The following is a 25,030-nucleotide window of genomic DNA, read 5'->3' as shown; positions in this document are numbered from 1 at the left end:
GGAAGGGCGAGCCATCAATCTATTCAATCATTTTACACGATTTGATTTGATGCCCAATGGAACAAAGGGGCTTCGGCACTTTTTTATCAGAAAGGTCTGTGTAATTTAGGGATTTGGCACAATTGCAATGTTCTCACACACAAATCAATGCGGTGGGGAATCATGCTGGACAAACTTCGGCCCACTGCGAAGTTCCGAGAGCCATTGCATCACAGCATAAAACACTGGAATAAAGAAAATTGCCAGAAAAGTGGCAGTTAACATCCCACCAAACACTGCGGTACCCAATGCCTGCCTGCTGGCCGCACCTGCACCTTTCGACCACACCAAAGGGGCCACACCCATAATGAAAGCAAAAGAGGTCATCAGAATCGGTCGCAAGCGATTCCGAGCCGCGGTGACGGCAGATTCTCGAATCGACAAACCCGATTCTCGCAATTTTCGCGCAAACTCGACTATCAGAATGGCATTTTTGCTCGCAAGGGCGATAATCAGCACCACCCCAATCTGGGTATAAATGTTGTTATCCAGCCCACGGAACGAAACCGCAGCAATCACGCCGAGTAGACCTAAAGGAACCACCAGAATCACCGCCAGCGGTAGAATCCAGCTTTCGTACTGGGCCGCAAGCACCAGATAGACCATCAGCACTGCCAAGGCGAAAATATACACTTCATCACCACTAATGGCCGCTTCCTGATAGGCAATTCCGGTCCATTCAAAACCCATGGAATCAGGGAGTTGTTCCGCTGCAACCTGTTTCATCACTTCCAGTGCTTCACCAGAACTGATGCCGGGTGCACCAGCACCATTAATGGCTGCTGCAGGATAGAGGTTGTGGCGGGTAATGCTTTGTGGCCCGGGACGTTCCTGTACCTTCAACAGTGTTTTCAGCGGTACCATTTCATTAGACAAATTTCGGACGTAGAGTTTGTAAATATCGTCCGCTTTGCTCCGCTCTGCAGATTCTGCCTGAACACGCACCTGATAGGTACGGCCAAACTTGTTAAAATCGTTGACGTATACAGAGCCAAGATTTGCCCGCAACGTTTCAAAGAGTGCATCGAGTGGGATGATTAGTTTTTCACATTTGATTCGGTCAATATCGAGGTACAATTGCGGGACACCAGAACGGAAACTGGATTGTGCCACCCCGATTTCGGGCCGTTTTTTAGCCGCTTCAATAACATCGGAGATCCGTTGCTGCAAATCTGGCAGTTCCCCACCTTCACGTAACTGCACCTGCATCTGGAAACCGCCTGCCACCCCAATCCCCTGGATCGATGGTGGGATCAATACGAGGATATTTGCCTCCTGGATTGCGGCAAACCGCTGGCGAAGTTGACCGACAATCGCATCCTGGGTCAGTGCGGGATTGCCTTCCCGTTCACTCCAGTCTTTCCAGGCCACAAACATCGTGGCTGCATTGGGCGAGTTTGTCCCATCCAACAGTGAGAAACCACCAAGCATAAACCAGTTTTCAGTGGCACCTTTTTCCTTGAACTCCTTCAGGATAGCGGACATTTTATCACCCACCATCGCAGTTTCCTGCAGTGGGGCATTGTCACGCAATTGCACCGCAATAATGATGTAGCCCTGGTCTTCCTGCGGGAGAAAACCTGTTGGCAATGTCGTGTACCAGTATCCCGTCATTCCGGCAATTCCTGCAAAGATCAGCAGGAAACCCCACCATACTTTCACAGTTTGGCGAATCACCCATGCATATCCTGCTTCAATAGCACCGTATCCAGTATTAAAGGCACGAATTGGCCAGGCTCGACGGGCGGGTGGGGGCTTCAACCAGGTAGCACATTGTGCTGGTTTCAATGTTAAGGCATTGACCGCACTGATGAATGCTGTTGCAGCAATTGTTAAGGCAAATTGGCGGTACAACTGGCCGGTAATCCCACCTAAAAACGCTGTGGGCAAAAACACCGCCATCAGCACCAGGGTAATCGCAATCACCGGACCGGTAACTTCCTGCATGGCTAGAATCGTCGCTTCGCGGGCAGGTTTCCCACGTTCAATATGGTGGGCGGCGTTCTCCACAATCACAATGGCCTCATCTACCACAATCCCAATCGCAAGAATCAAGCCAAAGAGTGTCAACAGGTTAATCGAAAAGCCAAGAAATGGCATGAAGGCAAACGCACCAATGATGGTTACCGGTACGGTCGTGGTGGGCACCAGCAACGCCCGCCAGCTTTGCAAAAAGACCAGAATCACAATCAGCACCAGAATACCTGCTTCGATCAGCGTGCGATATACTTCTGAAATTGCCTGCCGCACAAACCGGGTTGTATCAAACGGAATCGAATACTCCATGCCCTTCGGTAGTGTGCTGGAAATCTCTTCCATCCGTTTCTTGACACGATCAGCCACGTCCATCGCATTGGAACCAGGCAACTGGTAGACCAGCAAATTGGAAGCGGGAGTTCCCGTTTTTGCAGAAAATGAATCGTAACTCTGGGCACCCAGCTCCACGCGGGCGACATCACGCAGGTAGGTTATTTGACCCTCTGGTCCCCGTTTCAGAATGATCCCCTGAAATTCTTCCGCGTTGGTCAAACGACCTTTGGTTGTAACTGAATACTGGAGCTGTTGATCGGCTTCTGTGGGAGGCTGACCAATCTGGCCTGCTGTCACCTGCACATTTTGCCTGCGCAAGGCAGCAACCACTTCATTGGTGGTAATCTGCTTCGCTGCCATAGCATCCGGATCCAGCCAGACGCGCATCGCATAGGCACCCTGTCCGCGAATTAAAATATCGCCGACACCATCAACACGGCTCAGCTCATCCCGCATCCGTAGAATCGCATAGTTTGATAAATCCAAGCCGCTGAATGTGCCATCTTCCGATGTTAATGCCACGGCCATAATAATGTTGGCCGATCGTTTTTTCACCGATACACCCTGGCGTCTGACATCTTCCGGCAACAATGGTTCTGCAACTGCCAGACGGTTTTGTACCTGAACCTGGGCTTCTTCGAGATTTGTGCCAATTTCAAAAGTAATTGTCAGTGAATACCCACCATCCGATGAGCAGGTACTTGTCATGTACATCATATTTTCGACACCATTGACTTCCTGTTCAATGGGTGCAGCCACGGTATCGGCAATTACCTGGGCGTCCGCACCAGGGTAGGATGCACTCACCACCACCGTGGGTGGGGTAATTTCCGGATATCTTTCGACTGGCAGGCGAAACAACGCCACCAGCCCGAAGATTCCTGTGAAAATTGCGATCACGTTGGCGAAAACAGGCCGATCGATGAAAAATGTCGATATCATCTTGGTTTGTTGGTAATTAGTTGATCATCAAAGCAGTACAAAAATCGAACTATTCTGCTTTTGGAGTGGGTGGGTCTTTCTTTGATCCCATCGGATCGGTTTCTGGCAATTCAGGCGGCTTTCCTTGCTGGGGTTTCACTTCACCACCCGGACGAGATTTTTGCATCCCAATCATAATAACACGGTCAGTTGCTTCCAGCCCTTTTTCTATTGCGTAGTACGCACCCAGTTGCACGCCACGATCTACCGCCTTCCGAACTACTTTATTTTCCGCATTTACAACCAGAACGTAGTTGCCCTGAATATCGGAAAGTACCGATTGAGCTGGGACGCACAGTTTTTTGCTGCCACCGCCCCACTTAACACGAACGCGGGCATACATTCCCGATGATAGCTTGCCGTTGGGATTATCCAGTTGGCCACGGTATCGCACCGTACCTGTGCCCGGCTCAAACTTCGGCTCTCGAAAATTGATTTTTCCATCGTGGGGATATTCTTTTTCAGTAGTCACCCCCACATCGATCGGGATTTTATTGTCTGAAGGTGCGGGCAGCCCCTGTGAAATCATTTTTTCGGAATAGCGGATCGCATCCGATTCAGGCACATCAAAATAAACGTAGATGGGATCATTTGTCACCATAATCGTCAGCAACGTGGGATCGCTGTACCCCACCAGATTCCCTTCAGTCACATAAGTGCGGCTGATCCGACCAGTAATTGGTGCTTTGATGACTGCATAGCCCAGATTCAAAGTGGCAGTATCCACTTTCGCTTTCTGCTCATTTACTGTTGCCACGGCCAACTCCACAGATGCGGAGGCAACCTTTTCTGCTGCCTTCACCTGCACATATTCTTCGTCTGAAATGGTGTTGGTGGCATGCAGGCGATCTGCCCGAATCCGGTTATTCGTAGCACGTTCCAGCTCAACTTCACTACGTTTCAGCTCTGCTTTTGCACGTTCCAGCCCCGCTTTCGCTTCGTTCACAACCGCCTGATATTCTTCTGGTTCGATCACGTATAACGGCGTATTCACCTGAACGACTTTTCCTTCCGGAACCAGAATTTCTTTGATTTTCCCTTTAACCCGCGCACGAATTTCAACTCGCTCGGCAGCTTCCAGGTGGCCAGTGTAGTAGCCATAATCAAACACCTGTAGTAATTGTGGTGCTACTACAGTTACAGCGGGGGGTGGTGGAGCCTGCATTGGTGGTTTTTTCTTCTGACAGCCCGCCAGCATCACACAAACAACGGAAGTGACACACCACATGAAGGCAATTTTGTACATCGAAGGTCCAACCAGGTGAACAAAAACCAGCAGTTTAGAAAATTAGACCGCTCGGACTATTATTGACGTTTCTATGCCACTTTCCAATCAAACGATTTACCATTTTGCCAAAATTCTCTACGTTTAGTCGGAATAACTTCAAAAAATTGCACGAAACCGTGCTAGCATCCGCAAATATGAAAATTGCATGAGTAATTTGACCCCTACCGATCGCCTCGCACAGAACATTCGCAATGCAGAAACCATTGATCTATTAGATCGAATTACCGCCTATCGATTAGGTCTGGAACCACTTGCTGTCGAACTGATCCATGTCGAACTCTACCGACGTGGGGTGTCAGCCAGTGAAATAGTTGAACATGAAGAAAAAATGAGTAACCTGATTCTCGACCGAACTGGTGTGGCACGTCAATGTGCCCGGTGCCATCGGCCTGCGTCCCAATCAAACTGGGCGCTGGCACAAACTGTTTGGTATCGTGCCATTATTCTTACGCCCGTTATATCTTTGTGAAGACCACGCACACTGAAAGATAAATAAACATCATTATGCACATATTTCGACTCAATAATATTGCATGATAGTAATTTTTAGCTCGTACTGTTTCCGAAGTGCAAAATCCTCCACCTTTAAGGTCGCAATCAACAGAATTTGGCCAAATTCTGGGCCAGACCTGAAACTTTTCACCTTCTGACATCGCATTTCATTGGTGGGGTTGATAACTTCGCCTGAAATCGACCACAAGTGCCTAATTCTCATTAACAATGAGAGGAGATCGCCAATGTCCCCAGTGCCTGAAAAGAAATCCCTTCGAAAAAATGCCCGCCAAAACTATTGGGCTACCAGAAACCCTGATCACTATTGTATTTTTCCGAAAAATCCCCCACTGGCACCTGAGGTGGAACAACAACTGTTTACCGTGGCACAACGTGGTGAATTGACGGCACTTAACCATTTATGGTGCAATCATTTAAGACTTGTCTTGTCAGTTGTCAATCTTTTTGAGTGTCCTGAACCACTACTTGAAGATGTGATTCAGGAAGGGGTGATGGGAATTCGCAAAGGGATTGCTCGTTATCAACATGAAAAAGAGACAGCACCCAGCACCTACATCTGGTACTGGATTTATCAATCTATTCAGCGATTTTTGTACAGACACCGCTATCATGTGAGAATTCCCTCATACTTATTTAGGACCTACCGTGATTTTTTTGCCGAATTGGACAAACTAATCCGTCGGATGCTTGCGATTTATAAGTTTGCCAATATTCAATCAATTCATGAACTGCCTGCTGACGAAATTCTTGATAAGAGGCAAAATCAGCAGCTTGAAAGAAAAGAGGTGAAATTGGTGGTGCGTAGGCTGTTAAAGTATCTGCAACCTAAGTTTCGGTACGTGGTAATCAAACGCTATGGTCTAGGCAAGCATCCTCCACAAACGTTACGGTGGGTGGCAAAACGCCTGAAAATATCCCACGAACGAGTTCGACAAATTGAGCAGCAAGCCTTGGAAAAATTACGCTGGATCTGCCGAAAGAATGCCCCTGCCTATGTACTCGATGAGTAAATTTTCATTAATTGATTCAGCGCCAATATCCCACCACTTCTGACAGGATTTCGAGGTGATTCAGGGGGTTGAGTGCCCATTGATTGTAATAATCCAACTGAATCAGGGTGAATGTCCAAATCACGCAGATAATGGATGCAAAGATTGCCAGCCAGCGAAGATACGGCAGTGAAAATAGCACCAGAATACCTACCGCAATGATTCCCATCGATTCACTGACCATTCGACAGCCAAAAGTATATCCCTGGTATGGTGAAGACCACGTCATCACCAAATAGAGTTGAACCAGCATATGCACCAGCATAGCGGTGCTGCCAGGTGGCAGCTTGGCATGTCGAAATAGTACCCCAATCAGTGAGAAAACCACGATCGGACTATGCCAGAACCAGCCACAATCGACGCCAAACAGCACAATGTACCATGCCGGCCTCAACAAACTGAAGCGCTCTTCGGTGGCTCCATATGCGAAAAGCGTCCAATAGCCCTGACAGCGGGAATACACATAAGCCTGGATGAGCAGCATGAATAACCCCACACCAATACCAGCAAGCCAGCCCCACCATTGATGCCTGATTGTGGTTAAAAATGGTTGGCTGCTGGCTAAAGCCAGAGGAAAGAGTAACAGAATCTGTTGTGGGCGAATCCAGAATAAGAGCCCGAACAAAACCGCTAAGAGAATTACAAGAAATGGCGTTGGTTTTTCCCGAAATTTCAGCCAGATCACCCAAATCCAGGTCAGGCAAGTAAATGCTGCCGCATGGGCCATAAACATCATGATGCTGGTGAAAAAAAACATGCTGGTGCCGCCCCACGCCAGCAGTAATGCGATTGCTACTTTCCATCCGCTAAAGTGCAGCGTCAAAAGCCGATACATCAATTGCATAGCATGGCAAAACAGCAGTAAGAGCCCCAGAAATACTGTGGACATTTCCAGACGAGAATAGCCCCATGGCGAGCCAGTTTGCCACCCTGCACCAACAGCGATATGTCTCAGCAACCGACCTATTTGCAGAAACGGATATTCAAAGACAGATAATCCCATCGGATATTTGCTGGTGAATTGACCCGATGGCAGCTTCGGGGCCTGTTCGAAAGTACCATCACCATCCCAATCGTAAGAAACCTTACCAGGGCAATCCAGCAAGTTATTGGTGATATCCAGATCGGCATCAAATGCCATGGAATGAGCCAGCGAATAATAATACTGTGCATCCCAACCATAAAGAAGGTAGTCTTCGCCAATCAAGCGAGTCTGCATGTAAGCGATCACGCACAATGCGCAGAGCATTCCGAACCAATTATCTAAAAAAATGCGTCTCACATACGACATCTGGGATTCCTGAGAGGGTTATGGGTTATTTTAGAAAGCATGTTCCGGCAGAGCGGGTCAAACGTGCCCGGAAGCGATTTTCGCGTTTCCAACGACTTTCATTGCATGTTCATTAGTGAATCGGTTAGAATATAAAAATCCTGCCAATTTCTGTTGCGGGATATCGATAAGTGTGGGATTTCATTCATGAGCAGTTTACCACCGGAATTGGCAACGCGGCTGTTAGTGCTTTGCACCCAAATGCAACTACGCAACAGCCGACGTGCAGGATTGCAGGCAATTCTGGGTGTCTTTCTGTTCGCTGCGCTCTGTGTTGGATGCGACGCTTTTTTCCCACTGCCTCAAGCCGTGCGTTGGGTGTTATTGCTCAGTTGGGCAGCATGGTCCATTTTTCTCGTTCGTCGGTGGTGGAAAATCAAGTTCCAGCCAGTCGACCCCTTACAGATTGCCGCACAGGCAGAAGTCCTGTTTCCCCGCTTATCAGAACGAATGCTTACTTGTGTGGAGTTAGCGACCGAGTCGGAGCAGGCACATGGGTCGCCGGAAATTATTGCTGCGTTACAACGAGAAACCACCGTACGTGCCCAGAAACTGGATCTGGAACAAACTATCCCAACGATGTTTCCCCGTTGGCAAGTGTTGGCAGCATTCGGCCTACTGCTTCTCTTGTTAACAGGTATTATTTTCCAAGGCAACCCCGCGCAGCAAGTACGGCGGTTTTTTCTGCCGTCGTATCAGCCCACACCAAAAATTCAGTATCAACTCGTGGTAACTTCTGGAAATCCCACGGCCGATCTTGGTGAAACGGTTACTTTTACTGGATATGCACAATTAACTGCAGATGAAGGCACACTTCCAGAACTGGTGTATCTCGAAACCCAACAGAATGGAATTTCTACCGTTTACCCTATGAACCGTGGGAATGATGGTGTCTGGTATTTTCAACTGGAAAACGTTGCCGAAGACCTCGATTATCGCCTGACTACCCATGTGGCTGACAGCGAAATTCACCATGTGACCGTGGTAGAGCCCGTGCGAATGCGAACCGCAAAAACATCGATTACCCCACCTTCATATGTTGATGCCCCTGAACAGGTAGGGATTGCTGGGCTGCCAGAAATTACCGCTTGGCAATATAGCAATATTGCTTGGGAGTTGCAGTTTCAGCCGAAACCAGTGCGGGTACAGGTAGCATTCAAACCAACAAAAGAACATCCAGGTTCAATACCAGTTAAACTAGCCGACTTAATCCCGGACGAAAACGCACAGGTTCAGCTCCGGTGGTTAGCAACGGTATCTGGTGAGATGGTTTTTACGGCCCACACCACTGATGGGCGGCAAATTTCATTTCCACCACAAAAAATCCATCTCATGGTGGACCAGCCACCTGTCATCGCAGATGTACAAGGTCTTCAACAGAACAAAATGCGGGTACGACCTGGTGAACAGATACGCATTTCAGCGCAAGTAACTGACGATGTAGCTCTTACGGCGATTTCGCTTGATTATCGTATCAACCAGGATTCTGTGCAACACCTACCATGGAACGTGCCCGCAGGAAAACTGTCTTCAACAATGAACCCACAAATGGATTTCACCATCCCACTGAACCTGAAGTTGGGCGACAGTGTTTATTTTCGCATTGTGGCAACAGATAATCGAGAGTTCCCGCAACAGAAACTATCTCCCCAGACAACTTACCACCCTGATAAAAATTTGTGGTTCGAACTGACGATTGATCCAGAGGCACGTGCCCTGGCAGAACAACAGATTTTACAGCTACGTGACCAGTTGCATGAGAAAATAAAAGCCGTTCTGGAACAGGTGAAAAGCACTACCCGTGGGGTTAATCGATTTCGAGCCGAAACCAGCAGTGATCGCGTACTGCCTGAAAAAGAAAAATCAGCTCTCGATCAGCTTTCAACTGATTCGCATGCTGCAGCCAACGACTTGACTGCAATTGCACGTGATTCAGCAAATCAGCCTACGCTGGGTAAATTGCAACAGGAAGCAGAAGCAATTGCTCAGGAGCACCTGAATCCGGCTGGGGAAGAGTTAACTTTGGCGAAACAGCCAGCTAATTCAATTACCCGCATCAACAAAGTACGAGGGGCAGAAGACCACCTCGACCGTTCGATTGTGCGGCTTGAAAAACTATTAGAACTTAATGAAAAAGTAGCTCGCGACCGCCTGGATCTGGCAAAAGTAGATGAGCTTGCAAAAAAACAACAGCAATTGGCCGACCGTGCGAAGGATCTGAATCCTGCCAATCAGGACGATATCGCCACACAACAGGCAAAACTGCGGGCACAATTACAGCAACTTGCGGAACAATCCGAAACGATTCGCAACGCACTCAAATCGATGCAAGTGCAACAATCGAAAGAACTTGCAGCGAAAGCGGAACAGCTTGCTGCAGAACTGGAAGAACTGAGCCGGGCGATCGACGAATCGCAACAGGTGGCACGCCAGGAAAAATTAAAAGATATTCAGAAACGCCAGCAAGACCTGGCAATGCGGGCTGCGGAACTGGCAAAACAATCGGCGGAAGTTGCACAGGGAACGCAAATTGCCCCACTGGATTCGCAGGAAATGGCTAATGCCAGCGATAAACTGCGGGATGGAGATGCGAATGCCTCACTGATTCAGCAGGAAAAAGCAGCAATGGAACTGGACCGCCTTTCCCAGGAGTTACGTGCTGCCACTGCGGGTAACGAAAATGGACGCGAAGCAGCCCGACAATTAGCCCGCCTTCAGACCCAGCTGGCACGTGAAATCGAAGAAAAACTGGCTGCGAAGCCTACACAGGAAGCAGTGGATTTGCTGCAGAAAAAGCAAAAAGCAATTCTCAACGGGATGCAGGAGTTGAAATTGCCTACTCAGCCTGCCCAGATTGCAGGGAAACAGACAGAGAAATTAATTCAGGATGCAGAAAAAGCATTGAAAGACGCCCCAGGGTCTGCGGGGAAAATCGCAGCAGATGCCGCCCGCAAATTGCAGGAACTCGCAGAATTATTGCCGAATAAGACCGAACGATTAGCCCAGGCCCGCAGGGATGTGGCCGCACTGGCGAAAACACAGGCAGGAATCAAAGCAAAAGTTGATCAACTGCAACAGCACTTGCAAACACAGCCAAACAATCAGGCTGATGCACAAACGTTGGATGAATTACGGCGATTATCTAAACAACAGGCAGAAATTGCTGGTAAATTGAACGATTTCGACCTGCCGGGCCAGGTTCAGCGTCAGCAGCAGCTAGTGCAACAGATGAATCAGGCTGCAGGTGAACTGCTGGATTCCCCCACCCGTGGTGCCACAAATTCCCAGAATCAGGTGGGACGATCGTTGGAACGCTTGCAACAGGCATTGGAAGGAAAAGTTCCTGATGATGAGCAGGTAGATCTGCTGACCAAGAAGCAGCGCAAGGTGGCAGAGCAGGCCCAAAGGCCAGAAGTGAAACAGGATCAACAGTTGCAGAACAAACTGCTCCAGGAGCAGGCGGAAATCAATCAACAATTAGAAAAACTTCATCTTCCGGAAGTTCCTGCAAGCAAAGCAGATGCGGCGAATGCGACTCGATCTGCAGAAAAAACCGCCTCCCAGGGTCAGTGGGAACAATTTCCCGCTGCGACAGAACAGGCAGTGGAAAAGCTGGAAACATTACGCCAGCAGTTGAATCAACAGGAAACTGCATCGGAAACGCTGGAGCGGCTCGCACGTTTGCAGGAAAGTGGTGCCAGCGAGTTACAGAAGAAGCAGGATCGCGCTGTCGTAGAACAATCACGGAAACAATCAGAAGCTGTGCGTCAGGAATTGTCGCAAGTACCACAATTACAGGCACTTCCGGAATTGGAAACACTGGAACGTGCGTTGAAAAAAGCTGCGGAACCAGGCACCGCACCTGAAGTGGCCCAGGCTCAGCAGGAATCGGCCCGGATGTTACAGGAAGCTGCAGAAAAACTCAGCCGAACCGGGCAAGAACAGAGTCCGGCTACCCCACCCACAGCCGAGGAGGTGGATCAGTTGGCGAAAAAACAGGAAAAGTTAGCAAAAGAAACAGAAAAAGAGTTGGGAGAAGCAGCAAAAATCGCTGACCCGCAGCAAAGACAGCAGGCTACCGATCGGGCACGCACCAAAGCGAAAGAACAGCAGCAGGAATTAGCCAAAGAACTGGAAGCAGGTTACGGGCAGGATTCGCCAGAAGAGTTTCAGCAGGCGAAAGCGGGAATGAGCCAGGCACAAGAGCAATTGCAACAAGGCAAAGATGGGGCAGCACTTGATCAGATGAAAGGTGCGGCGAAATCATTGCAAAAACTTGCTGAAATACGCAGTCAGGTGGAAGCACGCCGCAATAATATGACGGGAGCCAATCCCACAGAAGCGGCTGCAAAAGCGGCAGAAATGGCTGCGGAACAGCGAAAACTGCAACGGGAAACTTTGCAGGCAGGTCGCGAAATGGACCAACAGCCCCCACGCACCGATAATCCGATCGGTAAGATTCTGCAGGAACAGGCGGCTCTTGCCAAAGAGGTGGGGCAATTTGCCGATGCCATGCGTGGCAGGCTGGGCGATCAAGCACCCACTTCGAAACAGTCTGCAAGTGCGGCAGCTTCTGCTAAAAAAGCCGCTGCACAGTTAGAAAATGGCAATGTGCGACCGGGCCGCACCGCAGGAGAGGAGGTTGCACGAACGCTCGATGAAGTGCGTCAGGCGATGCCACAATCAAACGCAGGCAAGGAAGCTGCCGAACTGGCCCAGCGACAAAAGTCGCTGAATGAGAAAATGGCGAAATTAGAATATGATCTGGGTGCCCTGCAGGCACAGCAGATGGCTCGGCAACAATCCTTGCGTGAACAGGCGAAGGAACTTGCCGATGAAATGGCAAAGCTCCCGGCCAATCCTTCTGCAGAGCAGATGCAGCGTGCGGTAGAAGCGATGCAATCAGGTGACAACCAGAACCCACGTGGGGATCAAGAAAAGCGAAATCAGGCGGCAGAAAACCTTCGACAGGCCGCCAAAAGCATGCCCAGACTGCAGCCCGATCCTGCCTCCCCTCCAGCACAAGCTGGGCAGGATTTTCAACGTGCACAGAATCAGATGCAACAGGCCCAGCAGAATTTGCAACGTGGCGAACTGGATCAGGTTGCCCAGCAGATGCAACAAGCTGCTGATGCATTGCAAAAAAGCACTCAGCAGTTAAGTAATCGGTTTTCAAGTGGAAATCAGCAGGGAAATCAGCCACAGAATGCCCCACGTCAATTAGGAACGATCCCACTGGATCCGAAATTACTTGGGGATGCCGCGAAGGAACATCAAGGGAAACGGTGGGGGGAACTCCCGGGCGAAATCCAGACGAAGATTATCCAGGACATGAAGGCACGCTATGGGGAAGATTATGCCCGCAATATCAAATTATACTTCGAACAACTCTCCGAGCGAAAGTAATCAATACTCGTTTTTCAGCTTGAAATCATGAAGTGCCAATGCTAGCCCTGCCCACGGACTGAGTCCACGTGGAGTGCATCCAAGCGTGGCACCCGCTTCATCCCCAAAGAGGCATTCGATACATGTTCGAAGATCGGTAGCATCCAGATACGAAAACAGCACAGCCCGTGAATAGTTCAGATCATCCGGATCCAGCGTCGGTTCTACACAACCCGCGGTATGCAAAACGTAGCCTTCTTGTGCAAGCATCGCACGCAGATTTCTTGCAGATCCATGGCGACAAACATATTCAAAGCGATGAACAGCCGTTAAGATTGCTTCCCGGATCTTTCTTTCACTTGCTGGTTCGCTACTCCATAGCACTGCCGAAAGCCAGTAATTCTTCATCCATGTTGGCAGCGTATTGTCAGATGGTTGACTGAAACTCTTGAAACGCAATTTAAACTCGTAATCAAAGCGATTCGTCCAGCCACCTTTCAAATCATCAACGACTACCAAGGCAACATTAATCTGCAACGATCTGGAATCAATGTGCCTGAATTGGTTCAGAATTTCAGAACCAATTTCATCTGCACCCAAGGCAATATACTCGTCTAGAAGTGCTGCCACATGATCTTTTGCCATCGGATTGAACATCGTCAACGGTGGAAAATCGATCGTTTGGCCATCCGAGCTGATTGTTCGCAGATATTCTTCAAAACGGTCCCGTCCAGGTGGCAATTGAAGTAACTCTCGCTGTTGTTGCAAAAGTGGTATGTATTGCAGGGCCATGCAGTAATACTCAAAACGGGAAATCAACAGAAATGGAGCAGTTTAACGGATGGTGGGTTCGCTGCTTAATTTCCATCGTATTCAATTTACTGTGGAGCCATGAAGTCATTGATGGTGAAGATCGGCTGGTAGTCGTAATTTTTCAGCAACTCACCAGCACCCTGCAAACGATCCACCACACACAGCACGCGGGAGACGATTGCCCCCAGTTTTTCCACTTCCTGAATGGCCTGTAAAACACTCCCGCCGGTGGTCAACACATCATCAATTACTGCAACATGGTCACCGGCTTTGATCTGGCCTTCCACACGCTCTTTGCTGCCATGTTCTTTTGCTTCTTTACGCACAAAAAAACCTTCCAGCGTGCGGCCTGCCTGGTGGTACCGCATTGCGGTGGCGGCGGCCATAGGAATTGCCCCCACTTCCAGCCCGCCAATGCCCACAATGGGCAAATCTTTGGTGGCATAGTAGAGGCATTCTGCCAACATGGTGATCGCTTCGGAATGAAAGAGCACTTTTTTGGAATTAATGTAGTAGTTGCTGGTTTTTCCAGAGGCCAGGACAAAGTTGCCAAAGGCAATTGCTCTTGCCGCATAAAGTTGCTTCAAACGTTCTTTTGCTTGCATCAATTCCATAATCAACCCGTTATATAATCGAATCTGTTGCTGGGAAGTTCTAAAATAGTCTTATGTGAATTCACTCAGGATCCCACCGTGGCGAAAAAAGAAGAAAAAGTTTATACCGAAGCTGAGATAACTGAAAAAATCAGCCAACTGGGACTGACTGGCTGGTATCTGGAAGATGGCTGGCTGCGGCGTAAGTACAATACAGATGGCTGGCCACAGACACTGATGGCAGTAAATGCAATTGGTTTTCTGTGTGAAGCAGCTTACCACCATGCCGATCTGGCAATTACCTGGGGCAAATTGTGGGTAAAATTGACCACCCACTCTGCAGGGGGAATTACCGACAAAGATTTCGATCTGGCAAAGAAAATTGAAGAAACAGTGCTCTGGCGGCCCACTGGTGGGGCACTGGGTACCGGACATCCGGAAAAATTTGTTTACAGTAAGTCTTAAACACTTAACAACGTGAGAAAAACATGCGACGAAGCGCCACCTCTCTTGTGCTGCTGGCATTTTGCAGCACCACATGGGCAGAAACAAAAGTTGTCACTGCGGAATTAACCGCCAAAAAAGCCGTTTCCAATGCTTTGGTGCGGATTTCCCTAACCGAAGAACAAGCGACAGGGATGAATTCTGCCACTGCCAAAATCGGTGGGCAGTCGATTTCCTGTCAGTTAGCTACCGCGTCGCTGAACACGGGGGCTGGGGCCGAAGTGGTGGCAATTGTGCCTGAATTGTCCGCCGAAAAACCCGTTTCAGTGGAAATCACCCTCGATTCTGCCAAAAACACAGAAGGATTCACCTGGAAAGATGCTGAAGGTGATGCACCAGTGTTGTTTGCGAAAGACAAGCAAGTGCTTGCTTACGTGCGGCCGAAATTCGACCCCAATCCGAAGGCGTTGACCAACCCGACCTTCAAAGTGTACCACCATCTTTATGACGAAAGTGGTACCGTGCGGCTGACCAACGGACCAGAAGGGCGTTTCCCGCACCACCGTGGTATCTATTTTGGTTTCAATCGCATCAGTTACAATGGCAAAAGTGCCGATGTGTGGCACTGCCGTAACGGAGAATCTCAACAGCACGACAGCACCGTTGCTACTTCAGGTGGGCCGATTCTGGGTCGTCAGGTGGTTACCATTAACTGGAACGGACAGGATGGCAAAACCTTTGCAAAAGAAACCCGCCAGATCGACGTTATTGCTGCACCCGGTGGACGTTACATCGAATTCCGCTCTCTTTTGACTACGGAGCTTGACAAAGTTCGTCTCGATGGCGACCCACAGCACGCAGGGTTTCATTTCCGTGCGGCACAGGATGTTGAAAAGAACCCCAAAGAAACTTACTATCTTCGTCCCAGTGGTAAAGGGGCCAAAGGCACCGAGATCAACTGGACACCAAAAGGCAAAAACTCAGCCGATGTGGTGAACCGTGCCTGGACAGCGATGAGCTTCGTGGTGGCTGATAAACGCTTTACCTGCGTTTATGTGGATCATTCCAGTAATCCCAAAGAAGCCCGCCAAAGCGAGCGATCTTACGGTCGATTTGGGACTTACTTCGAATATGACCTGAGCAAGAACAACCCACTGAAACTGCAATACCGCCTTTTTGTGAAAGAAGGGGAAGTGACTGCTGAAGATTGCAGCCAATTGAGCAGTGCATTCGACGGTGGGATTACGGTTTCGGTCAAATAATTAAGAAAAGTTCATCATTTTGCCCTGCCCCCCTTTCATTCTTAAAGATGGGACGTTTGTTTGCTGTCGGTTCGTCAGCAATTACTACATTAAACTGTTGAATTTCTGAAAAGTTATTTACTACGACACAACGGGTGGGGGCATCAACGGTCCCCACAAATCGCTGATGAATCATTCCATCGAAGAACTTTTTCAACGACTGCGAAGTTCCGGGAAGACGGCATTTATTCCTTTTATCACCGCTGGTGACCCCAATTTAGCCACCACTGCAGCGTTACTGCAACAATTGCCCCAGGCGGGGGCCGATCTGATTGAAATTGGTTTCCCATTCAGCGATCCCATTGCGGACGGCCCCACGATTCAAGCGTCTTACACCCGTGCCCTGAACGCGGGTATCAAGTTAGATAAAATCCTGGAAACCGTTGCTTCGGTGCGTGCCACCGTTTCTGTACCGATTGTGGCGATGGTTTCGTACTCATTAATTTTTCGAAAAAATCCGCAACTCTTTGTAGATCAAGCAGTTCGGGCAGGAATTAACGGCCTGATTGTACCTGATCTGGTCGCAGATGAAGCGGGGGAATTTGCCCAGATATGTGCCAAGTCCGGTTGCAGCCTGATCCCGTTAATTACCCCCACCACCTCGCCAAGTCGGGCGAAATTGATTGCCGAGATTGCCAGTGGTTTTATTTACTATGTCAGTGTGGTGGGTATCACTGGGGAACGCACCACGCTGCCTGCAGAACTTTCGCAGCAACTGCTTGCTTTGAAAGAACTTACAACAGTTCCGCTATGCGTTGGTTTTGGGATCAGTACCCCACAGCAGGTGGAGATGCTCAAGGGGAAAGCCGACGGCATTATCGTCGGCAGTGCCATCGTCCGCACCATCCATGAAGGTGGCGTGGAAGCCGCATGTCAATTAGTCGGACGTCTGACAGAATCATTGTAGAAAAGCTACTTTTTCTTCAAAATCGGAAAATATTTGACAAATTTTTGCTTTTCAACCAAACTTTTCCTCAAGTTGTTCGTTGTTATTGTGAAAGGTTGTCCACGCGTTGGGCAACAGAATGAAGATATGAGGAAACCTACGCATGCGTGCGAATCGTAAGTGGTGGATTGCAGCAGCTTTGACCACCATCCTTGGAAGTGCTGCCGTATTGACACAACAGGCCGTTACTGGTGACCAGCCTGCTGGCAAATTGCAACCGATTGTAGCGAAAAATGCCGACCTGCAACAAGCAGTTTCGTTACCAATTTCGCAGGTAATCCTGTTCAATTCCGGTGTGGCCCACTTTACCCGTTCTGGGGAAGTGACCGACAATGCCCGCGTCGACCTGAGTTTTCAGGAACAGGACATCAATGACCTGATCAAATCGATGACCCTGCGGGATTATTCCGAAACTGGTCGCATTTCCGCTGTCACTTATGATTCCCGCGATCCGATTGATCGCACACTGCGTAGTTTTGCAATCGACCTGAACAACAATCCCACCTTTTCTGCGATCCTGAATCAGGCACGTGGGGAACCTGTGGAAGTGACACTGCTCAACAACGCCAACCAGCCAGGCAATCTTGTCGGCAAAATTGTTGGTGTTGAAAAGCAGAAACAGGTTTCCAAAGATGGTGCTGCAGAAACAGAAGTGCTGAACCTGTGGTGTGCGGAAGGCATGCGATCGGTAAAGCTGAGCGAAGTGCAGCGATTGCGATTTTCCAATCCAGTGATTGAAAACGAAATGCGTCGCGCTTTGGAAACGCTCAGCCTGAGTCACGATGCCCAGAAAAAGGCAGTCAGCATTTATTTCGATGGTGATGGCAAGCGGAAAGTGGATGTCGGTTACGTCATCGAGAATCCCATCTGGAAAACCAGCTACCGCCTGGTGCTGAAGAAAGATGGCACCCCATTCCTGCAAGGCTGGGCAGTGGTTGAAAATCCCACCGATGAAGACTGGGATGATGTCAGTATGGCACTGGTTTCTGGACGACCAATTTCCTTCCAGATGGATTTGTACAACCCACTGTATATTGAACGGCCCACAGTAGAGCCGGAACTGTTTGCCGGACTGCGACCGCCCACTTATACAGGAGGTTTTGCCAACGGCGGCCTCGGTGGCATGCCCGCAGATGGTGTAGCGGAAGGTGGATTTGCACCCCCTCCTCCACCTGCACCCGCAGCACCGGGTGCGGCATTTGGTGGTGGTCCAGGTGGACGCGGATTGAATGAGAATCGTCGTAAGTCAGACATGCAACGTGCCAAGGAGTTCGCAGACAATCTCAACCGTGATATCGACCTTGGCAAGAACGTGCAATCAGTTGCTACGGCAGCCGCACTGGGTGATTACCACCAGTACATTATTGAGCATCCAGTTACCCTGGGTCGACAGAAATCCGCGTTACTTCCAATCGTCAATAAAGATGTTGGTGGGCAGCGTGTCAGCATTTACAACCCAGGTGTGCAGGCCAAGCACCCACTACTGGGTTTACGGTTCAAAAATACTTCGGGCATGCCACTGATGCAGGGGCCAATTACGTTATTTGAAGGTTCCGTTTACGCTGGTGATTCGCGAATTCTTGATTTACAGAAAGATGAAGAACGATTGATCAGCTATGCTGTTGATCTGGGGATGGAAGTTTCACCCAAGACTGGCAACAATACTTCCCGCATCACCGAAGTGAAAGCAGTGAAGGGGATTGTTTATACCAAGACACTCGTGCGTGAAGAAATGGTCTACAACATTTCCAACCGCAATGAAAAAGAACGCACCCTGTTGATTGAGCACGCGAATCGGAAAGACCAGGGCTTTACCTTTGTTGGCGAAAACAGCAAACCACTTGAAGAAGCGAATGATGTATTCCGCTTCCAAGTGGCAGTGCCAGCAAAGAAAGATATGAGCTATACCATTCTGGAAGAACGGCAGATTGGCTCTTCCATTACTCTGAACAACAACGCTGATGACAGCATCCGTTACTTCATCAACTTGAAAGAAGCACCAGAATCGCTGAAAACTAAGTTGAAAGATGCCCTTGGGATGAAATCAAAGTGGGACGGTCTGCGGCAGGATATTCAGGTAGCACAACGACGAATTGATACCATCACCAAGGATCAGGATCGCTTACGTCGCAATCTGCGTGAAACCCCACAGGAATCGAAACTTTACAAGGATTACCTGAAAACGCTGGAAGATCAGGAAGCAGAGATGAAGAAACTGCACGAAGAACTGAAGACACTCCAGTCTTCCGAAGCAGTTTCCCGCAAATCGCTTGATGACTTCCTTGCAAATCTGAGTGCGGAATAAGTTGCGGTTATTTGGCGATTGTTCGTTCTTTAACGGACCGCACCTGAAACAGTGGGAATTGAATTCGCGAGCTGATGTCACCTTGAGAAATCAGTTCGCCTTCAACTAACACATGGTCGCCAGTGTGAAAGCGATCCAGAATCGCATTGTTCTCCAGGCGGACTTTCCCACCATGGAGATCATCTTCCGAGAAATCTGCATACCGCAGCATCCAGCAATTTTCCCCACGGTGGTAGTCGAGCACTCCTGCTAACCACCGATAATCCGTGGCATGGCCATACACCTGATCGTCTTTCAATGGAATTGGCTTCGGTTTTGTTTCCGTCAGTTCCACTGCTTTCGGCTTAGGAAGAGGATCCAATTTGGGTGAACCAATGATTTCCGTGGTGAAGGGTTGTTGTGGTTTTGCCGGTGCAGGCTGGAAAGTGACCCCACCTGGTGCGGGCTGAGTATCCATCGGCAAGGGTGCAGGTTCTGCAGGTTTTGGCAGCGGTAACGTCGAAATTGGTTGCGGATTGCCAACAGATTTTGGTTCTCCTTCCGTTAACTTGGGCTTGGGAAGGATCGAAATCGGTTCTTTTGGTGTGTTATCCGCTTTCTTATCATCACCCACTGGCAACAAGGGGAGCGCAGGTGGGCTTTGCAGTGGAATGACGACGGATGGCTGTTCCTTGATTTGCCCCACAGGTGTTGTCGGTTGGGAATCAGGAATAAAAGGACGAATTGGGGACGTGGTTACTGGCTGCCCACCCACGTGACCAAGCTTCGCACCAGGAGGCAGCATGTCCATGCTGAAACCAGGAGGGAGCGGGGGTGAATCTGGCGAAACAGGTGCAGGTGCCGCTAATTCCGGCACAGGTGGTAATACAGCGACTTTTCGCCCACGGCTACCATTAAATAACTCACAACCGCAACTACTCAGTAGGAGAGCACCACAGAAAGCCTTTTTCCAAGCAAGTCGTCCGGTCATGAATACGCACCCCTGAGAACTTCGGACAAATAGATCACCCCGGGTGGTATCATCGGCTACACAAGATGGCAAACTTAAGTAACTTTCGGTAATTCTGCGAAAAGAACTACTTTTCCAATGACAGGGTAAGATGGATAGTTCGATGGGAAGCATTACAATGATAACAACAATCTTGCAGGAGATTTGCATGAGGCAGACTGGGAAGAGTTCGCAGCTAGGTCAAGTGGGATCCATTTTGGTTCAGGCGATCTTGATCGGCTTACTCGCTGCAGAGACGGGTAATAGCGCCGATTGGCCGCAACACCTGGGCCCCACACGCAACGGCATTTCCCAGGAGAAAGGACTTCGCCGCACATTTCCCAAAGATTATCAGCCAAGCTGGGAACGCAACGTTGGCAGTGGTTGGGCTGGTCTAGCAGGGAATACAAAACAGATCATCCTGTTCCATCGGATTGAAAACAATGAGGTGCTGGAGTCGCTTGATACATCGACAGGTAAAGTTCAGTGGATGGCAAAATACCCCACGAAGTACCGGGATGATTTTTCATTCGACGATGGCCCACGTGCTACCCCACTACTTCTGGATCAGGTGGTCATCACACTGGGTGCAGATGGTGACCTGGCATCCCACCAACTTAGTGATGGTAAAGAAATCTGGCGAAAAAATCTGCTTACAATTTATGAAGTAGAAAAAGGCTACTTTGGCGTTGCAACTTCCCCACTCCAAATGGATGGAAAAATCCTGGTCAATGTCGGTGGGAAACAAGCCGGAATTGTTGCGTTTGACCTGCAGACTGGGAAAGAAATCTGGAAAGTAACAAGTGATGATGCCAGTTACTCTTCCCCACGTATCGGGAAGTTGCAGGGGCAGGAGGTGGCAATTTTCTTTACTCGTAGTGGCCTGGCGTGCGTTAACAGTGCGGGAAAGTTGGTTTGCCAGTATCCTTTTCGCCCACGGATCGGTGCGTCGGTGCAGGCCAATGTGCCCGTAGGTACTTCAAACGAAGTTTTTCTTTCCACCGCTTATAGCACGGGGTTAGTGAAGTTGGAATTGGCGGCTGGTGATGCAAAAGAAATCTGGACTGCCAAAGAAGGGCTGGAGTGTCACTTCAACACTCCAGTTTTAGTGGATGGTTTTCTCTACGGTATTGATGGCAGGCAGGAAGGTGGTGCCGGCCTGGCCTGCCTGGACTGGAGTAATGGCAAACAACGATGGAAGAAAAAAGCTACCGGATGTGCCGGAATCATTGCTGTGGATGGAATGCTGATTCTGACTACCGAAAGTGGAGAGATTATTCTTGTTGAACCAGATCCGAAAGAGTATCGGGAACTTGCACGGGTGAAAGTGCTGGAAAGTCCTGTTCGGGCACTCCCTGCAATGATCGATGGGAAACTGTATGTGCGAGATGCCAAAAAGTTGTATTGTCTGCCCATGAAGTGATTACTTGCCAAGCAATGGCAGGCGAAATACTGTGCTGGTACCCTGGGCATAAAGATAAACTCCATCTTTTGATTGGGTAATCCTGATCCCAGAAACTGGCAAATTATCTGGCAGAGTTACCACCCCACAGAGCCTGCCAGTGGGGTCGAAAATCTGGATGCCGCTTTTGCAGGCAACATAGAGGCGATCAGTTGCATCGATGCACATTGCGGTAACCATCGCATCGATTTCCATAGGCCGCACGCGCAGTGTGACATAAGTATCCCCAGCATCCACTCCTGTTTTGGTGATACGATAAGCCCAAACGTATTTGCTGTTCTTAAATGCCACTGCAAGAGTTCCCCCACGGTGCCACGTGCTGATCGCTGCCACATTTTCAACAGTTGGGCTGACTTCTTTTTCATTGAGCATTAATTTGCCCACCGATGAAACCTGGAAACTGGCCTTTTGATCATCTGCCGGAAAAGTAGCTCCCCAGGTTTCCCACTTGGCAGACGGGTGAATGATGGTATGTAGCGGCATATCCTGAGCACTGGCCACCAACGGAGAAAGAACAACCATCGCTAAAATTACGTTTTTCATTTGTGCGTCCAAATATTGAAAATGTAATTAACCAGATCCGCAGGATTGAGTAAAGTTAATTGTTGAAATTTGTGGAAAAACAGGGGATTGGAATGGTTACCGACCAAGTAATTTCTTCAGTATTGGCTTGATAAACTTCTTTTTCAGTGGGTGCGGAGGAAATATTAACGGCGTAGTGTCCTGTACAACACACTCTCGTGTTTTTTTCAGCACCAGAACTGCGGAAGTACGCACATGATCCTTTTCCACGATCGTCGTGTGTGGTTTTGGTTCACCATTCCAGAACTGCACGCGATCAACAGTTTCACGATCAATGGTAAAGTGGGGCTGTTGTAAAGTAAATCCACTGAGCTGTTCTAGCTTTACAGCGAATTGTGAGTGGTTGAGGGTTTTGTAACTGAACCAGGACATTGGCTGTTCACTTTGCAATACGACTTCCGCAGCGATCATAAGATAACCACCGATGGAGAGTTGCTGCTGTGCAATCTGCAAGGATTCGGTTAATGTCTTCGGACCGTGTGTAAAAGAGATATTTCCAAGTTGGAGAAAAATATCATACCCACCAGGCTGGTATTGAATCTTCGAAAGGTCATCCGTAAAGAGTTCCAATCGGGTTAACTCTTTAGGAAACATCGATTCTCGATGATGACCCTGTTCCAGCATGTAGCAGTTATGAACACTGTGAATCTTGTTCCCCAGGTGATAACAAAAGCTCTCTTCGCTGGTTGAAGTACAGAGTAATCGTGGCTCTCTGAACTCTTTCGTAATCTGGTTGATGACGTACGAAATTTGGATGCGCTCCCATGCCAGACGGTGGCGATCGTAAAAGTACATTTTTACTTCATTTGGATTGTTCGCTCGGACTGGCTTCGACCATAGTGGGTTATCCCAGTCATGGATCGAACAGAGTTTGCTGAATGGGATCGATTTCTCAGGAAGAGAAGATTCATACGGAAGAGCAACTTGTTGAGAGTAGCGAAGCTGCTCGAGACGTGCTCGAGCAGCTTCGTGCTTCGCAATTGCAGCATTGTCTACCGCACTATTTGCTGCCAACAATTGGCTTCGGGCATGATCGAGCAGGTATTTGCTGATCAAATCGGTAATTTCCTGATCCGTTACCGTTGATGAAACAACTTTCTGGTAATCGTTGCTTGCGCGATCTTTCGCTTGTCTGGCGGGCAAAAAATCCGAAAGTGGCGACGGCAGCACATAACCATGCCTGGTACGCGAACTGAGTGGTGTGTGGGTGAATGATAAATGTTCTGAGACAAAATGCTCAATGAAACAATGGATTGCATTGATGACAATGACTTTGGTACGAGGCTGTGAGATTTTCGTTGCCAATTTTCGTTCTGCTGCAACAAACGACTCAAAAAACTCTTTCAGCTCGTCCAGTTGCTGAAATTGTGCCTGGGACAACTGATTGGGATAGAGGTCTGGATCTTGTCTTGATTTTTCAAATCCGAAATCGATGATCAGGATACCTGGCGTTTTTTCAAGCAGTTTCTCCGGTTGACATTCTGACAACTTCAGGTCGGAAGTGCGATATGAACGACATTGTCTGCCTGGGTTGAGCATAGGATAAGCAAGTTCCAGTTTTTGGGCCATTAACTTGTTGTTTCCAACATATACAACATCCTGTCGGGTATCAACTGTTGTCAGTTGCTCTGCTACATACGGCAGGATATGATCAGGGACATAGGACATGTTGTTGTAGGTTTCTTTGCGAAACGTAAATTCGTAATATTCTGCATCATTCTTTGTCTGTATTGCTCCCAGCATTCGATGAAAACGAGTTTCGTAACCGGGTGTTAAAATAATTTCCTCAAACTGTTCATTTGGCAGTCCCCAGGTATCCCGTTGATCTGGTAAGTAAGTTTCCTGCAAGTAATCAACAAATTTCCCCAGATCATTCTGTAAACGTATATTTCCATGCATCAAAGAGGCTTGCCTGGTGTGACAGCAATGGTATGCAAATACCTCATTCAGCAGTGATTTAGGATAGCCAGGGTTCTTCAATTGCAGGCGTTTGCACAGATTAGAATCAACGTGCCAGCCAAGAATCATCCGTTCATCAAAACCATCAATTTCAAAGAGTTCCTTCCGTTCGACCAGTTGAAAATCCCCAGGTCCATCAAACATCACAACATCGTTACTATGAACCACTTCAGAAACGTGGTATTGCTTGCCATAATCGTAAAAGATTCGAACGTTGCTGGCTTTGCGATCAACACTTTCCCAAAGTGGTTCCGGCATTTCAAAACGCGGTAATTCATAAAAGCCGGGTGCCAGTGTTGCACACACATCGGACAAACTCTTCGATTGATCTCGAGGGACAAACACCATATCTGTATTCGTCGATAATATCCAGCGGTTCGAAGGATTGGATCGACGTACGGCGATGTTCCGTGATATGGGCTCTAATGCAACCAGATGGGTTTTTTGGGCATATTTCGACAGATGAATTTCTGGCCGCACCCGAAAGATTTTCAATAACGATTTGCATTGATCTGTCAGTAGATCGGCGATTGCTTCCGGAAACACTGGCATATCGCTGGGAGTGTTGTAATCCACAAACAGAATTTCATCCCCCGGGTGTGTTAGCACCTCCGCGATGGAATTCAGGCTGATAGCGGCCCGTTTGTGAAGGTTGTAGCCGTGGCTGTCATTTCGACCATAAAGCACTACCGAGATCATCACAACTTCCCATTTGTAGTAGAGAAACTCAGTTTAAGTGTCC

Annotated in this window: 16 protein-coding genes; 8 read left to right on the top strand and 8 right to left on the bottom strand. The window is 48.7% G+C overall.

The window, feature by feature from the left end:
* Positions 1-144: 144 nt before the first annotated feature.
* Positions 145-3,291 carry a multidrug efflux RND transporter permease subunit gene (locus R3B84_04465; protein MEZ6139806.1) on the bottom strand — a complete coding sequence of 1,049 codons (3,147 nt, stop codon included), beginning with the start codon at positions 3,289-3,291 and terminating at the stop codon, positions 145-147.
* Positions 3,292-3,340: 49 nt separating this feature from the next.
* Positions 3,341-4,576, bottom strand: a complete 1,236-nt coding sequence (locus R3B84_04460; protein MEZ6139805.1) for an efflux RND transporter periplasmic adaptor subunit — start codon at positions 4,574-4,576, stop codon at positions 3,341-3,343.
* 187 nt (positions 4,577-4,763) lie between these two features.
* Here R3B84_04460 and R3B84_04455 point away from each other — a divergent pair, with 187 nt between their 5' ends.
* On the top strand, positions 4,764-5,087 hold the full coding sequence (locus R3B84_04455) for a hypothetical protein (GenBank protein MEZ6139804.1): 324 nt from the start codon (positions 4,764-4,766) through the stop codon (positions 5,085-5,087).
* Positions 5,088-5,355: 268 nt separating this feature from the next.
* A complete protein-coding gene (locus R3B84_04450) occupies positions 5,356-6,141 on the top strand; it encodes a sigma-70 family RNA polymerase sigma factor (GenBank protein MEZ6139803.1) in 786 nt (261 codons plus the stop codon).
* Between the two features lie 16 nt (positions 6,142-6,157).
* Here the strand turns inward: R3B84_04450 and R3B84_04445 are convergent, their stop codons facing one another.
* The gene (locus tag R3B84_04445; protein ID MEZ6139802.1) at positions 6,158-7,471 is read right to left on the bottom strand and encodes a hypothetical protein; all 1,314 of its coding nucleotides are present in this window, start codon (positions 7,469-7,471) and stop codon (positions 6,158-6,160) included.
* 186 nt (positions 7,472-7,657) lie between these two features.
* Between R3B84_04445 and R3B84_04440 the strand changes: the two genes are divergently transcribed.
* A complete protein-coding gene (locus R3B84_04440; GenBank protein ID MEZ6139801.1) occupies positions 7,658-12,916 on the top strand; it encodes a hypothetical protein in 5,259 nt (1,752 codons plus the stop codon).
* Here R3B84_04440 and R3B84_04435 read toward each other — a convergent pair whose 3' ends face one another.
* The gene (locus R3B84_04435) at positions 12,917-13,687 is read right to left on the bottom strand and encodes a hypothetical protein (protein ID MEZ6139800.1); all 771 of its coding nucleotides are present in this window, start codon (positions 13,685-13,687) and stop codon (positions 12,917-12,919) included. It lies immediately after the preceding gene.
* Between the two features lie 86 nt (positions 13,688-13,773).
* Positions 13,774-14,322, bottom strand: coding sequence for an orotate phosphoribosyltransferase (pyrE, locus tag R3B84_04430; protein MEZ6139799.1), 549 nt, complete (start codon positions 14,320-14,322; stop codon positions 13,774-13,776).
* Between the two features lie 78 nt (positions 14,323-14,400).
* On the opposite strand from pyrE, the gene R3B84_04425 reads away from it, so the two are divergent.
* From R3B84_04425 to R3B84_04410, 4 genes are all read left to right on the top strand, one after another.
* The gene (locus R3B84_04425) at positions 14,401-14,766 is read left to right on the top strand and encodes a 4a-hydroxytetrahydrobiopterin dehydratase (GenBank protein ID MEZ6139798.1); all 366 of its coding nucleotides are present in this window, start codon (positions 14,401-14,403) and stop codon (positions 14,764-14,766) included.
* Between the two features lie 23 nt (positions 14,767-14,789).
* A complete protein-coding gene (locus R3B84_04420; GenBank protein ID MEZ6139797.1) occupies positions 14,790-16,007 on the top strand; it encodes a DUF6807 family protein in 1,218 nt (405 codons plus the stop codon).
* Between the two features lie 166 nt (positions 16,008-16,173).
* Positions 16,174-16,953 (top strand): tryptophan synthase subunit alpha, encoded by a 780-nt coding sequence (gene trpA / locus R3B84_04415; protein ID MEZ6139796.1) that lies wholly within the window; start codon positions 16,174-16,176, stop codon positions 16,951-16,953.
* A 142-nt stretch (positions 16,954-17,095) separates the two neighbouring features.
* The gene (locus R3B84_04410; protein MEZ6139795.1) at positions 17,096-19,297 is read left to right on the top strand and encodes a DUF4139 domain-containing protein; all 2,202 of its coding nucleotides are present in this window, start codon (positions 17,096-17,098) and stop codon (positions 19,295-19,297) included.
* Positions 19,298-19,304: 7 nt separating this feature from the next.
* Here R3B84_04410 and R3B84_04405 read toward each other — a convergent pair whose 3' ends face one another.
* Complete coding sequence (locus R3B84_04405; protein MEZ6139794.1) at positions 19,305-20,267, bottom strand: hypothetical protein; 963 nt, start codon at positions 20,265-20,267, stop codon at positions 19,305-19,307.
* A gap of 187 nt (positions 20,268-20,454) precedes the next feature.
* Here R3B84_04405 and R3B84_04400 point away from each other — a divergent pair, with 187 nt between their 5' ends.
* On the top strand, positions 20,455-21,708 hold the full coding sequence (locus R3B84_04400) for a PQQ-binding-like beta-propeller repeat protein (GenBank protein ID MEZ6139793.1): 1,254 nt from the start codon (positions 20,455-20,457) through the stop codon (positions 21,706-21,708).
* Here R3B84_04400 and R3B84_04395 read toward each other — a convergent pair whose 3' ends face one another.
* Together R3B84_04395 and R3B84_04390 are read right to left on the bottom strand one after the other, a co-directional pair.
* Entirely contained in the window at positions 21,709-22,290 is a 582-nt protein-coding gene (locus R3B84_04395; GenBank protein MEZ6139792.1) for a hypothetical protein, read from the bottom strand.
* A 96-nt stretch (positions 22,291-22,386) separates the two neighbouring features.
* Positions 22,387-24,987, bottom strand: a complete 2,601-nt coding sequence (locus R3B84_04390; protein ID MEZ6139791.1) for a hypothetical protein — start codon at positions 24,985-24,987, stop codon at positions 22,387-22,389.
* Positions 24,988-25,030 lie beyond the last annotated feature (43 nt).

The sequence above is a fragment of the Zavarzinella sp. genome, from assembly GCA_041399155.1.
Taxonomy (GTDB): domain Bacteria; phylum Planctomycetota; class Planctomycetia; order Gemmatales; family Gemmataceae; genus JAWKTI01.
Note: the sequence above shows the minus strand (reverse complement) of the source record. Positions and strands in the feature narration are given on the sequence as shown.

Coding starts and splice junctions, on each gene's coding strand:
- R3B84_04465 (MEZ6139806.1), bottom strand. CDS start 3,291: ATGATATCGACATTTTTCATCGATCGGCCTGTTTTCGCCAACGTGATC.
- R3B84_04460 (MEZ6139805.1), bottom strand. CDS start 4,576: ATGTACAAAATTGCCTTCATGTGGTGTGTCACTTCCGTTGTTTGTGTG.
- R3B84_04455 (MEZ6139804.1), top strand. CDS start 4,764: ATGAGTAATTTGACCCCTACCGATCGCCTCGCACAGAACATTCGCAAT.
- R3B84_04450 (MEZ6139803.1), top strand. CDS start 5,356: ATGTCCCCAGTGCCTGAAAAGAAATCCCTTCGAAAAAATGCCCGCCAA.
- R3B84_04445 (MEZ6139802.1), bottom strand. CDS start 7,471: ATGTCGTATGTGAGACGCATTTTTTTAGATAATTGGTTCGGAATGCTC.
- R3B84_04440 (MEZ6139801.1), top strand. CDS start 7,658: ATGAGCAGTTTACCACCGGAATTGGCAACGCGGCTGTTAGTGCTTTGC.
- R3B84_04435 (MEZ6139800.1), bottom strand. CDS start 13,687: ATGGCCCTGCAATACATACCACTTTTGCAACAACAGCGAGAGTTACTT.
- pyrE (MEZ6139799.1), bottom strand. CDS start 14,322: ATGGAATTGATGCAAGCAAAAGAACGTTTGAAGCAACTTTATGCGGCA.
- R3B84_04420 (MEZ6139797.1), top strand. CDS start 14,790: ATGCGACGAAGCGCCACCTCTCTTGTGCTGCTGGCATTTTGCAGCACC.
- trpA (MEZ6139796.1), top strand. CDS start 16,174: ATGAATCATTCCATCGAAGAACTTTTTCAACGACTGCGAAGTTCCGGG.
- R3B84_04410 (MEZ6139795.1), top strand. CDS start 17,096: ATGCGTGCGAATCGTAAGTGGTGGATTGCAGCAGCTTTGACCACCATC.
- R3B84_04405 (MEZ6139794.1), bottom strand. CDS start 20,267: ATGACCGGACGACTTGCTTGGAAAAAGGCTTTCTGTGGTGCTCTCCTA.
- R3B84_04400 (MEZ6139793.1), top strand. CDS start 20,455: ATGAGGCAGACTGGGAAGAGTTCGCAGCTAGGTCAAGTGGGATCCATT.
- R3B84_04395 (MEZ6139792.1), bottom strand. CDS start 22,290: ATGAAAAACGTAATTTTAGCGATGGTTGTTCTTTCTCCGTTGGTGGCC.
- R3B84_04390 (MEZ6139791.1), bottom strand. CDS start 24,987: ATGATCTCGGTAGTGCTTTATGGTCGAAATGACAGCCACGGCTACAAC.